Consider the following 12,175-nt stretch of genomic DNA (forward strand, 5'->3'; position numbering starts at 1 on the left):
CTAACCCCGGGCAATCACCCGGTGATGGCTCGGCCCGGTCTCGCGCAAGGCCTTGAACGTATCCGGCGAGGCGGCGGCCCACCATTCCGCATAGGGTGTGGACTCGGGTTCGTCGATCAGGGCATTGGGTTCGAGAAAGTGGTGAATGCGATCCATGGTAGTCAGCGCATTGGGGCCCTGCCGATGATAGAGATGGTGGGGCCGCAATTCATTGGGATGATCAAGCCCTGCAGCCCCCACCAGTTCCCCCAAACGCTTGAGGGTATTGTGCTGGAAGTGGTAGACCCGCTCGGCCTTGTCATCGATCACCAGGCCGCGCTGGCGACTGGGATTCTGTGTGGCAACGCCAGTCGGACAGGTATCCGTATGACAACGCTTCGTCATCACACAGCCCAGGGAAAACATGAAGGCACGCGCGGCATTGCACCAGTCCGCGCCCAGCGCCAGGTTGTTGGCCATGGAGAAGGCACTGAACACCTTGCCACTGGCACCGATCGAGATATCTTCCCGCAAGCCGGTGCCCACCAGGGCATTGCGCACCATGATCAGACCGTCCCGTAATGGCAGACCCACATTATCCGAGAATTCTTCCGGCGCGGCGCCGGTGCCACCTTCCGCACCGTCGACCACGATGAAATCCGGGCGGATCCCGGTCTCCAGACTGGCTTTGCACACGGCTAACAATTCCCACGGGTGTCCAACACAGAGCTTGAGGCCGACCGGCTTGCCATCCGACAGGTCCCGCAAGCGAGCGACGAACTCCATCAACCCGACCGGCGTATCGAATTCCGGGTGTGAGCCCGGCGAGACGCACTCCTTGCCCACCTCTATCTGCCGTGCCCTGGCGATTTCGGGTGTGACCTTCGCGCCGGGCAAAACGCCGCCATGGCCGGGCTTGGCCCCCTGGCTGAGCTTGATTTCAACCATCTTGACCTGGTCGCTCTGGGCAGTTTCCCGGAAAAGACCGGGGTCGAAGCGCCCGTTCCTGTCGCGGCAGCCGAAGTAGCCGGTGCCCAATTCCCAGACCAGGTCGCCGTTATAGGCACGATGATGCTCGCTGAGCCCACCCTCGCCGGTGTCGTGATAAAACCCGCCCATCTCCGCACCCTTATTCAAAGCACGAATGGCTTTCCCGCTGAGTGACCCGAAGCTCATGGCCGATACGTTCAGCAGCGACGCGTCGTAGGGCTGCTTGCACTGGCCATTGCCAATTCTGGTCCGGAATTTCGTGCCGTCCAGAGTCTTGGCAGCCATGGAATGGGTGGTCAGCTCGTATTCATCACCATAGAAATCGAGGTCAGACCCAAATGGCTGGGAATCCACCGTATTCTTGGCTCGCTCATAGACGATTGAGCGCTGGTGACGATTGAATGGACGCCCGGTGAGGTTGCCCTCGACGATGTACTGGCGCAAGAAGGGGCGCAACTCCTCGGAGATCCAGCGCCCGTGGGCCAGGATGGGGTAGTTGCGCATCAAGGTATGTTTGGCCTGGAACAGGTTCCAGGTGCCGAGCAGGGCCAACGGCGCCAGGATAACCAGGGACCATGCCCAGGCAGAGCCTGCGAACGCAGCTGCCACGCCCGTTGCGGTCAAGGCGACGACCACAGCGAACAGGCCGAAACGGGCAAGGTATTCCTTGGCTCTACCTAACACAGTCTTTTCATCAATCCCCTGTCTAAGTGTCTATCCGACCTGCCGATAGGTCTTAACTGCCGGTCGTGCTCAAAATGACACCACAGGCTACCCGCGGGCCACTGCCGCCATTGGGCTCCGGCTCGTCACTATAGTTGTCCGGGTTGGCGTGGATCACCAGTGACCGGTTTTCCAGATCGCGCATGCGCAAACGCGGCGCGAATACCGGGTGTTCGGCAACCCCCTTTTCGTTGACGAAGAGATTGGGCAAATCTCCCAAATGCCCGTCGCCGTAGGGTCCACCATGGTTTTCCTTAAACCCGGGGTCCAGATGCGAACCGGCGTCGCCAGCGGCCACGGGCTCAGGCTGGGCATCATAGTCCTCGACGCTGCGATCCTCGTCGCAACTCGCATTCTCATGCACATGAAAGCCATGCATGCCGGGCTCCAAACCCTTGATACTGGGTTTGAACAATATACCGTCAGCCATTCCGATGACCCGGATGGTGCCCATTGTTTCTTCGTCTTCGCTCAGGGTCGCTTCCCGAATTTCTATGCGTTTTTCGTTGCCGGTAATCTCGGCCGTCTCGTTCGAGGGCGTCTGTTCCGCTGAAGCCGCCGACGAGACGGCCAGCATTAGCGTTAACGCGGTGTGTTTGGCATCGGCCATGATGTCCTCCCTGTTAAAAAATTAGGTCAGTCCTGACGCTAGGCCGTTAATCGTCCCCGTTGTCGATCACACCACAAGCGACCCGGGCGCCACCGCCACCCAGCGGCTCAGGTTCGCTGGCGTAGTTGTCCCCACCGGCGTGGATCACCAGTGCTCGACCGTCGAGGTCCGAGTATTCCAGGCGCGGCGCCAGTACCGGCAGGGTGGCTTTGCCGGAGTCATCGAAGTAAAGCGTTGGCAAATCCCCCAGATGACCCTCTTCGAATGGGCCATGATGCTCGCCATTTGAGGGATTCAGGTGACCACCGGCACTGGCGGCAGCGGTCATTTCGCCATCCTTTTCGGCAGGTTTGCAGTCGGGGTTCTGGTGCAGGTGAAAACCATGCAGCCCCGTATCCAGACCTTCCAGATCGGGTTCGAAAAGAACGCCCTCTTCATGATCGCGGACGGTAATCGTTCCGATCGACTCGCCAACGCCATCGGCGCTGACCTTGTGCATTTCGATGTCCATACTCTGGGCTTCGAGGTTCAGCGCCTGTGCGGGCCCCCAAGCCAGGAAACCGACGAACGGTAATGCAGACATCAACGAAGTTCGAACCGCAGATCTTTGCGAGAAACGTGGCAGCGGCATGAGAGTCCTCCCCACTCCGTCACCCGGAAGTGAACTGATGAATGTAGTCCCTTGATTCTGATTTAGCACAGCGGCTTCCGCTCTTTCAAATCTATCAGAGCCGCCGATCATCGGGTTTGGTACCAGATGGGACAGCCACACGGCTTTCGCATTGCGTTACGATTTGGTCATCTGACCGCGTTGTTACCGTTCTGGCGCTCAGCCTGGAACCGCACCGGGGCCGGCGGTCTGTCGACCCTGCCAGGCAGCAGAACCGATGTGCAACTGAAACAATATGATGTAACGTCTCATCAACAACAAAAAAACAGCCGCAGCACGGCAAGGAGACAGACCATGATCCTGACCGATCTACTGGAGAATAACGTCGAGCAATTCGGCGAGTACCCTTTCCTGTTTTATCGCGACAAGGCGTTGAGCAACCGCGACCTGCTGGACGCCGCCAACCGGCTGGCCGCAGCCCTCAAGCAACGCGGCATCGGAGCGGGCGACCGGGTGATGGTGTGCATGCCCAACTGTCCCGAGGTATTTATCGCCTACCAGGCGATCATGCGCGCCGGGGCCATCGTGCTGCCAGTGATGTTCGTACTGCACCCGCGGGAAATAGGCTTTATCGCCCGGGCATCCGAGGCAAGCGCGGTGATCACCAGCCAGTTGCTGCTGGGCAATGTTGTCGAGGCGGCTCAGGAGATGGACCAGCCGCCGCTGCTCCTGGTTTCGGGTTTGGAGGATCACCCCGCCGCGTTCGACAAGGTTCCCGTCGAAGACCTGCAAAGCGCCATGGTGGCCGCAACGCCGGACAAACCAGGCATAACGCCCAAGCCCGACGACCTCGCGGTCATTCTCTACACTTCGGGCACCACCGGCCAGCCCAAGGGCGTGATGCTCACCCATCGTAATCTCTACAGCAATGCGGCAGCAGCCGTAACTCTGGCGGAGGAGGAAGAGGGCGAAGACGAGGAGCCCGGCACGACGCTTGGCGTGCTGCCCCTGGCACATATCTACGGCTTTACCATGGCCAACACGTTGTTCATGCGCGGCAGTTCGGTGGTTGTGCTACCCAAGTTCGAAGTGCGAGCGGTCTGCCTGGCGATCCAGGAGCATCGGATCAAACGGTTCAGCGCGGTACCCGCCATGCTCTACGCCCTGATCACGGATCCGGCGACGGCGGACTACGACCTATCGTCATTGGAGTCGGTCGGTTCCGGTTCCGCACCCTGTCCGGTCACCCTGATCGAGGCCTTCCGCAAGCGCTTCAACGCGGATATCTACGAGGGCTATGGTCTGTCGGAGGCGGCCCCGGCGGTGTCCGCCCATCGCCGCGGCGAAACCATCAAGCCCGGTTCGGTGGGCCGCCCCCTGCCCGGTGTCGAGATCCGGATCGCCGGCCCCGATGGCGACCCGCTAGCCACGGGCGATATCGGCGAACTGCTGGTGCGGGGCGAGAACATTACACCCGGCTACTACCGCAACGAAGAGGCTACCCTTGCCGCGCTGAAAGATGGCTGGCTACACACCGGCGACATGGCCAAACTCGACGAGGAAGGCTACCTGTATATCGTCGACCGCAAGAAGGACCTGATTCTGCGAGGCGGTTTCAATATCTACCCGCGGGACCTCGAAGATCTGATTCTCCAACACCCTGACGTCGCAGAAGTTGCGGTTATCGGCGTGCCATCCGATCGCATGGGGGAAGAAGTGGTTGCGGTCATTGTCCGCAAACCAGACGCTGTGGTCGATGAGGCGGGCATCCTGGATTTCTGCCAGGAGCGGCTCGCAAATTACAAGACACCGCGCTCGGTGGTTTTCCTGGAGGCATTGCCTCGCAACGGCGTGGGCAAGATCCTGAAGAAGTCACTGCGTGAGGAAGTGGCGGAGCAGGTCTCGCTGGAATGAGGATGCCCGTGCGGCCCCATGGCAGGACCGCATGGCAAAAGGATCAGTAAATACCCTGGCTGCGCAGGTAATCGTCGTAGGTACCGCTGAAGTCGGTCACGCCGTCGGCACTCAACTCGACGATCCGCGTAGCCAGCGACGAGACGAACTCCCGGTCATGGCTGACGAAGATCAGCGTGCCGGGATAGTTTTCAAGCGCCAGGTTCAGGGCTTCGATGGATTCCATGTCGAGGTGGTTTGTCGGTTCGTCCATCAGCAGCACGTTGGGCCGCTGCAGGATCAGCTTGCCGAACAGCATACGCCCCTGTTCACCCCCGGAAATCACCTTTACCGACTTGCCGATATCGTCGCCCGAAAACAGCATGCGTCCAAGCGTACCGCGCACCAACTGGTCGCCGCCGGTGGTCCACTGGGCCATCCACTCGGTGAGATTGATATCTTCGGCGAAGTCGGCCGTGTGGTCCTGGGCGAAATAGCCGACCTGGGCACTGTCGGTCCATTTCACCTCGCCCTTCTCCGGCGTCAGGTTGCCCGCCAGGCACTGGAGCAGCGTGGTCTTACCGATACCGTTGGGACCGATAATGGCCACGCGCTCGCCGGCTTCAATCTGCAGATCCAGACCTGAAAACAGCGGTGTGCCATCAAAGCCTTTCGACAGGTCCTTCAGCGTGACCGCCTGGCGGTGTAGCTTCTTCTCCTGTTCGAAACGGATAAACGGGCTCACCCGGCTGGACGGCTTCACCTCCTCCAACTGGATCTTGTCGATCTGACGTGCCCGCGAGGTGGCCTGCTTGGCCTTGGAGGCGTTGGCGGAGAAGCGGCTGACGAACTGCTGCAACTCGGCAATCTGCGCCTTCTTCTTGGCGTTGTCCGCCAGCATCCGCTCGCGCGCCTGGGTGGCGGCGGTCATGTACTCGTCGTAGTTACCGGGGAACAGACGCAGCTCGCCGTAGTCCAGGTCCGCCATATGCGTGCAGACGCTGTTCAGGAAGTGGCGGTCATGCGAGATAATGATCATGGTGCTGTTACGTGCGACCAGTACGCTTTCCAGCCAGCGGATGGTGTTGATATCCAGGTGATTGGTGGGCTCGTCCAGCAACAGTACATCCGGATCGGAGAACAAGGCCTGGGCGAGCAGTACGCGCAGTTTCCAGCCCGGTGCCAGCGCGCTCATCGGTCCGTTATGCTGCTCGATGGGAATATCCAGGCCCAGCAACAGCTCGCCAGCACGGGACTCAGCAGTGTAGCCGTCCATTTCAGCAAACTGGACTTCCAGGTCCGCCACGGCCATGCCGTCTTCCTCGCTCATTTCAGCCAGGGAATAGATGCGATCCCGCTCCGCCTTCACGTGCCACAGTTCTTCGTGCCCCATGATCACGGTATCCATTACCGAGCAGTTCTCGTAGGCGAACTGGTCCTGGCGCAGCTTGCCCAGGCGGGTATTGGGCTCTAGCATGACCTGCCCGACCGAGGGCTCGAGGTCGCCACCCAGGATCTTCATAAAGGTGGATTTGCCGCAGCCATTGGCGCCGATCAAACCGTAGCGGTTGCCATTGCCGAACTTGACGGAAACATTCTCGAACAGGGGCTTGGCCCCGAACTGCATGGTGATATTGGCGGTGGAGATCAAGACACGAACCTATCGCAAAAAGGCGCGGCGGGACGCCGGCGCAAAAGGCGAGCATTGTACAGGTTTGCACCGAAAAAGGGGGATTTGACGGACCGCCAGCCGTTGTGGATTTCCACCAGGCAGCGCCATTATGGTAATTGGCGCCCGCCATCGACGGCGCAGGGCGTTATTGTGAAATGACGATCCCCTTGCGATGATCAGTGGCTCCCTGGCTATCAAGCGCTAGCTCGCAAGCGTCATTGTCGCCATGTGTTTTTATTTTCACGAGAGCCTCCATGGATAAATTCGAACTCAAACTCGACCAGGCTGCCCGCGCCGCATGGCTATCCTACGTGGGCGGCCGGACCCAGGACGAGATCGCCGCCCAGCTCGGTGTCTCCCGGCCCGGCGTGCAACGCCTGCTCGCCCTCGCCCGCCAGGAAGGGTTGGTGAAGGTGCACATCGACCATCCTATTTCCAACTGCATGATCCTGTCCCAGGCCATCCGGGACCATTTCGGGCTGGAATTCTGCGATGTCGTGCCTGCCGAGCCGGAGGCCGAGAACAGCGGTGCCCACTACATCGCCGTGGCCGGCAGCGACCGTATCACGCGCTACCTGGAACGGCCCGAACCGCTAACCCTTTCCCTGGGTTCCGGCCGGACGGTACGTGCGACGGTGGAAGCCGTCAGCCGTATGGACCGCCCCCAACACCGGTTCGTATCCCTGGTGGGCAACGTGGCCCGGGACGGTTCTTCAAACCGCTACGACGGCGTCACCGCCCTGGCCGACAAGACCGCCAGCGAACGTTTCCTGCTGCCGGCACCGGTGGTCGCCGGTTCCGTCGAGGAACGCAATGCCCTGCTGAGCCAACGGCTGTTCCGCGCCATTGCCGAAGTCGCCAAGGACTCAGAGGCGGCGTTTATCGGCGTTGGTCGCATAGACCGCCAGGCGACCCTGTTCCAGGACCATTTCATCAACGAAGCGGAGCTGGACGAACTGCTGACCAACAGCGCGGTCGGCGAACTGCTGGGTTGGCCGATGAACCAGGCAGGCGAGGTGATCGACTGCTCCATCACCCGGCGCATCACCAGCCTGCCACTGGAGAGTTTCGACAACCAGTTACTGGTGGCCATGGCCGGCGGACGGGAAAAAGGCCCGGCGATCCTCGCAGCGCTACGGGGGGGCTGGCTCAAGGGACTGATTACCGACGAAACGGCGGCACGCTACGTGGTGGAAACCGGTGGCCTGATATGATGCGGCCACGGCGGACATTACAGGGTGGCTTCGGCCACTTGTATTTTTTTCGCCCTTGACTGATCATTTGTTCGATCGTAGATTCAATTGTTCAAAACAACGAACACGGCTTCGGACAACAACACCAATACCTCCCACAAAAGGAGCAAGCCATGAAGCTCGCTTACGCATTGCCCCTCGCCGGCGTCGCGGCCTTCGGTACCGTTCTCGGTGCCTCTGCCGTACAAGCCGAAACCCTGACCGTGGCGACCGTGAACAACAACGACATGGTCATCATGCAACGCCTCTCGAGCGCCTTCGAGGAAGCGCATCCGGATATCGACCTGGAATGGGTCGTGCTGGAGGAAAACGTCCTGCGCCAGCGCCTGACAACGGATATCGCCACCAACGGCGGCCAGTTCGACGTCATGACCATCGGCACCTACGAAGCCCCTATCTGGGCAGAACGGGAATGGCTGGCACCACTGGAAAACCTGCCCGAGAGTTACAACCAGAAAGATCTGCTCAAGCCGGTGATGGATGGGCTGAGTCATGACGGCAAACCCTATGCCCTGCCGTTCTATGGCGAAAGCTCGATGATGTACTACCGCACCGACCTGTTCGAGCAGGCCGGCATCGAGATGACCGACCAGCCAACCTGGAAAGAGGTGCGCGAATGGGCCGGGAAGATCAACGACCCGGACAAGGGCATCGCTGGCATCTGCCTGCGCGGCAAGCCTGGCTGGGGCGAGAACATGGCCTTCGTCACAACCCTCGTGAATACCTATGGCGGGCGCTGGTTCAACATGGACTGGGAGCCGGAGATCGACTCCGAATCGTGGAACGAGGCCATCAATTTCTATGTTGACCTGCTCAACAACTACGGCCCTCCCGGAGCCAGTTCGAACGGTTTCAACGAGAACCTGGCCCTGTTCTCCCAGGGCAAATGCGGCATGTGGGTAGATGCCACGTCTGCTGCCGGCAAGCTCTATAACCCGAGCGAGTCCAATGTGGCCGACAAACTGGGCTTCGCACCGGCTCCGGTCGCCGAAACCCCGAAAGGGTCCCATTGGCTTTGGTCCTGGGCCCTGGCCATCCCGGCTTCATCCAACTCGAAAGACGCTGCCAAGGAATTCATTACCTGGGCCACATCACAGGACTACGTCGAGATGGTCGGCGAGAAAGTAGGCTGGACCAGCGTACCGCCAGGCACCCGCGAGTCCACCTACACCAACGAGAAGTACCAGGAAGCCGCACCTTTCGCCGACTTCGTGCTTGACGCCATCCGGGATGCGGATCCGACCGACTCCACCCTCAAGCCGTCGCCCTACACCGGGGTCCAGATCGTAGGTATTCCGGAGTTCCAGTCCATCGGCACCCAGGTTGGCCAGATGATCGCCGCCGCGCTTACCGGCGAGATGTCTGTGGACCAGGCCCTGAGCAACTCCCAACGCGCTACCCAGCGCACCATGGAAAGGGCAGGCTACATCAAGTAGCCGGTCCCGGCGGGAGGCGCTGAGCTTCCTCCCGCCGCTCGCTCCTGAGACAAGGCCGGCGTGACGTCGGCCCCAACCCTCGATGCCGGAAACGACCATGACTAAACCTCGAGCCGCCGGTCGCACCGTCGGCGGATTGCGGCCGCTGATGCTGCAGGCCCCCGCCGTCACGCTGCTGCTGTTATGGATGGTAGTGCCACTGGGCATGACTGTCTGGTTCTCGCTCCAGCGCTATAACCTGCTCATGCCGGGCATGACCGGATTCGCCGGTCTGGAAAACTACGAATACCTGTTTACCGACCCCGCGCTCTGGTCCGCGATGGGTACGACGCTGCTGATGGTCGGCTGGATACTGGTGATCACGGTGGTCGGCGGTACGCTGCTGGCGGTCCTCTTCCAGCAGGAATTCTTTGGACGCGGTATCGCCCGGGTACTGGTCATCTCGCCGTTCTTCGTTATGCCCACAGTGAGCGCGCTGGTCTGGAAGAACATGATGATGCACCCGGCCAACGGCGTTCTGGCCTGGCTGGCGCAGCTTTTCGGCATGCAGCCGGTGGACTGGTTCTCGTCCCTGCCGCTAACGTCGATCATCATGATCGTCTCCTGGGAGTGGCTCCCGTTCGCCCTCCTGATCCTGCTGACCGCCATGCAGTCGCTGGACGAAGACCAGGTGGAAGCTGCACGGATGGACGGCGCTGGCCCGCTCTCGATCTTCTTCTTTATCACCCTGCCACACCTGAAACGTGCCATCAGTGTGGTGGTCATGATCGAGATGATTTTCCTCCTCACCATCTTCGCCGAGATTTTCGTCACCACCTCGGGTGGTCCGGGACTGGCAACCACCAATCTCGCCTACCTGATCTATATCCAGGCGCTGCTGGACTTCGACGTGGGCATGGCCTCCGCCGGGGGCGTTGTCGCCATTATTCTCGCCAACATCGTGGCCATCTTCCTGGTGCGGATGGTGGCGAAGAACCTGGAAGAGTGAGGTGCAGACCGCATGAATAACGCCACCATCAAACGCTTCTGTATCGGCCTGCTCGCCTGGTTCGTCGCCTTCGTGATTTTCTTTCCCATCTTCTGGATGGTGATCACCGGCTTCAAGACGGAGGTCGAAGCCGTATCGGACCCGACGCTGATTTTCTCGCCCACTGTGGAGAATTACGTCGAGGTGCAGCAGCGCGCGGATTACTTCAAGTTCGCCTGGAACAGCGTCATCGTGTCCTTCGGCTCGACGCTCCTGGCGCTGCTGATCGCCATTCCGTCGGCCTATTCCATGTCGTTCCTGCCTACCAAGCGCACCAAGGGCACGCTGTTATGGATGCTGTCCACGAAGATGCTGCCGCCGGTAGGCGTACTGGTGCCCATCTACCTGCTGTTCCGGGATACCGGGCTGCTGGATACCACCCTGGGGCTGGTGATCGTCTATACGCTGATGAACCTGCCGATCGTGGTGTGGATGCTCTACACCTTCTTCAAGGATCTGCCCAAGGACATCCTCGAAGCCGGGCGCATGGACGGTGCCAGCACTTTCCAGGAGGTATTCCACCTCTTGCTGCCACTGACGCTGCCGGGTATCGCGTCCACCGGCCTGCTGTCGGTGATCCTGAGCTGGAACGAGGCTTTCTGGAGCCTCAACCTGACCACATCCTCGGCGGCACCGTTGACGACCTATATCGCGTCCTTCTCCAGCCCGGAGGGACTGTTCTGGGCCAAGCTTTCAGCCGCTTCCACCATGGCCATAGCGCCCATCCTGGTGTTCGGCTGGCTGACACAGAAACAGATGGTACGCGGCCTCACCTTCGGTGCCGTCAAGTAGCCGCCGCCAACCCAAGGCTTAAAACAAGACAGGTTTGAACATGGCAACGCTTCAACTGAAAAACATCATCAAGGAATTCGGCGATACCCATGTGATCAAGGGTGTGGACCTGGATGTCCAGGACAAGGAATTCGTGGTCTTCGTCGGCCCCTCAGGCTGCGGCAAGTCGACCCTGCTGCGGATGATCGCCGGGCTTGAGAACGCGACCGACGGGGATATCCTGATCGACGGCAAGCGCATGAACGAGATCGGTCCCGCCGAACGCGGCCTGGCCATGGTGTTCCAGAGCTACGCGCTGTACCCGCACATGACGGTCGAGGACAACATGGGCTTCAGCCTTCGACTGGCGGGCGTGTCCAAGTCCGAACGCAAGGAGAAGGTGCTCGCGGCTGCCCGCATCCTGCAATTGGAGGAGCTGCTGGACCGCAAGCCCAAGGCCCTTTCCGGCGGGCAGCGCCAGCGGGTGGCCATCGGCCGCGCCATCGTGCGCAACCCCAGCATCTTCCTGTTCGACGAGCCGCTCTCCAACCTCGACGCTGCCCTGAGGGTGCAGATGCGCATCGAGCTGGCGCGCCTGCATGAAGAGCTGGACGCCACGATGATCTACGTCACCCACGACCAGATCGAAGCCATGACCATGGCGGACAAGATCGTCGTGCTGCAGAAAGGCGTGGTGGAACAGGTGGGCTCGCCCATGGAGCTGTATCACCATCCGCGCAACCGGTTCGTCGCGGGCTTTATCGGGTCGCCCACCATGAATTTCCTCGACGTTGGCTACCAGGACACCAGCGACGAAGGTGTCAGCGTCATCCTGCCCGGTGGTGAAAGCTGCCGCGTACCCGTGGACGGCAACGGCCTGAACACCGGCGCTTCGCTGGAACTGGGTATTCGCCCGGAACACCTGAACCTGGACGACCAGGGCCCCATGGCGGGCAAGATCCAGGTGATCGAACGCCTCGGCGGCGCCACCTCGCTCTATGTGCAGATGGATCAGTACCTGGTCACGATCGTGACTGACGGCGATATCGGCCATAAGGTCGGCGAGACCGTCCGTTTCGGTTTCGAACCCTTCCGAGCCCACCTGTTCGACGGCGGCGGCCTGGCGCTACCCAGCCTCCAGCGGCACCCGCTGTCCGATGTGGACCGCCGGTCCAACCGGGCGCCGGCTGACTCCACCGACAAGTGAGGTT

General features: G+C 60.7%; 10 protein-coding genes. 6 read left to right on the forward strand and 4 right to left on the reverse strand.

All coding sequences use genetic code 11. The features are described 5' to 3' along the window. Genes RE428_RS19240 through sodC form a run of 3 tightly spaced genes read right to left on the reverse strand, consistent with a single transcriptional unit; the run spans position 1 to position 2,885 of the window. A complete protein-coding gene (locus RE428_RS19240; RefSeq protein WP_004580554.1) occupies positions 1-1,653 on the reverse strand; it encodes an FMN-binding glutamate synthase family protein in 1,653 nt (550 codons plus the stop codon). Between the two features lie 52 nt (positions 1,654-1,705). Next, positions 1,706-2,302 (reverse strand): superoxide dismutase family protein, encoded by a 597-nt coding sequence (locus RE428_RS19245; RefSeq protein ID WP_004580553.1) that lies wholly within the window; start codon positions 2,300-2,302, stop codon positions 1,706-1,708. A gap of 46 nt (positions 2,303-2,348) precedes the next feature. Then, positions 2,349-2,885 (reverse strand): superoxide dismutase family protein, encoded by a 537-nt coding sequence (gene sodC / locus RE428_RS19250; protein WP_004580552.1) that lies wholly within the window; start codon positions 2,883-2,885, stop codon positions 2,349-2,351. A 174-nt stretch (positions 2,886-3,059) separates the two neighbouring features. Here sodC and RE428_RS19255 point away from each other — a divergent pair, with 174 nt between their 5' ends. Beyond that, positions 3,060-4,826 carry a class I adenylate-forming enzyme family protein gene (locus tag RE428_RS19255; protein WP_227500199.1) on the forward strand — a complete coding sequence of 589 codons (1,767 nt, stop codon included), beginning with the start codon at positions 3,060-3,062 and terminating at the stop codon, positions 4,824-4,826. 43 nt (positions 4,827-4,869) lie between these two features. On the opposite strand, the gene RE428_RS19260 is transcribed toward RE428_RS19255, so the two are convergent. Next, entirely contained in the window at positions 4,870-6,456 is a 1,587-nt protein-coding gene (locus tag RE428_RS19260; RefSeq protein WP_004580550.1) for an ABC-F family ATPase, read from the reverse strand. Positions 6,457-6,731: 275 nt separating this feature from the next. Between RE428_RS19260 and RE428_RS19265 the strand changes: the two genes are divergently transcribed. From RE428_RS19265 to RE428_RS19285, 5 genes are all read left to right on the forward strand, one after another. Further along, a complete protein-coding gene (locus RE428_RS19265; protein ID WP_004580549.1) occupies positions 6,732-7,691 on the forward strand; it encodes a sugar-binding transcriptional regulator in 960 nt (319 codons plus the stop codon). Positions 7,692-7,843: 152 nt separating this feature from the next. Continuing rightward, positions 7,844-9,166: an ABC transporter substrate-binding protein gene (locus RE428_RS19270; RefSeq protein WP_004580548.1), complete on the forward strand. Its 1,323-nt coding sequence runs from the start codon at positions 7,844-7,846 to the stop codon at positions 9,164-9,166. Between the two features lie 97 nt (positions 9,167-9,263). Next, positions 9,264-10,154 carry a carbohydrate ABC transporter permease gene (locus tag RE428_RS19275; RefSeq protein WP_004580547.1) on the forward strand — a complete coding sequence of 297 codons (891 nt, stop codon included), beginning with the start codon at positions 9,264-9,266 and terminating at the stop codon, positions 10,152-10,154. A 12-nt stretch (positions 10,155-10,166) separates the two neighbouring features. Further along, positions 10,167-10,985, forward strand: a complete 819-nt coding sequence (locus RE428_RS19280) for a carbohydrate ABC transporter permease (protein ID WP_004580546.1) — start codon at positions 10,167-10,169, stop codon at positions 10,983-10,985. 40 nt (positions 10,986-11,025) lie between these two features. Beyond that, positions 11,026-12,171 (forward strand): ABC transporter ATP-binding protein, encoded by a 1,146-nt coding sequence (locus RE428_RS19285; protein WP_004580545.1) that lies wholly within the window; start codon positions 11,026-11,028, stop codon positions 12,169-12,171. Positions 12,172-12,175 lie beyond the last annotated feature (4 nt).

This window comes from Marinobacter nanhaiticus D15-8W (assembly GCF_036511935.1).
Taxonomy (GTDB): domain Bacteria; phylum Pseudomonadota; class Gammaproteobacteria; order Pseudomonadales; family Oleiphilaceae; genus Marinobacter_A; species Marinobacter_A nanhaiticus.

Coding starts and splice junctions, on each gene's coding strand:
- RE428_RS19270 (WP_004580548.1), top strand. CDS start 7,844: ATGAAGCTCGCTTACGCATTGCCCCTCGCCGGCGTCGCGGCCTTCGGT.
- RE428_RS19275 (WP_004580547.1), top strand. CDS start 9,264: ATGACTAAACCTCGAGCCGCCGGTCGCACCGTCGGCGGATTGCGGCCG.
- RE428_RS19245 (WP_004580553.1), bottom strand. CDS start 2,302: ATGGCCGATGCCAAACACACCGCGTTAACGCTAATGCTGGCCGTCTCG.
- RE428_RS19255 (WP_227500199.1), top strand. CDS start 3,060: ATGGGACAGCCACACGGCTTTCGCATTGCGTTACGATTTGGTCATCTG.
- RE428_RS19280 (WP_004580546.1), top strand. CDS start 10,167: ATGAATAACGCCACCATCAAACGCTTCTGTATCGGCCTGCTCGCCTGG.
- RE428_RS19285 (WP_004580545.1), top strand. CDS start 11,026: ATGGCAACGCTTCAACTGAAAAACATCATCAAGGAATTCGGCGATACC.
- RE428_RS19265 (WP_004580549.1), top strand. CDS start 6,732: ATGGATAAATTCGAACTCAAACTCGACCAGGCTGCCCGCGCCGCATGG.
- sodC (WP_004580552.1), bottom strand. CDS start 2,885: ATGTCTGCATTACCGTTCGTCGGTTTCCTGGCTTGGGGGCCCGCACAG.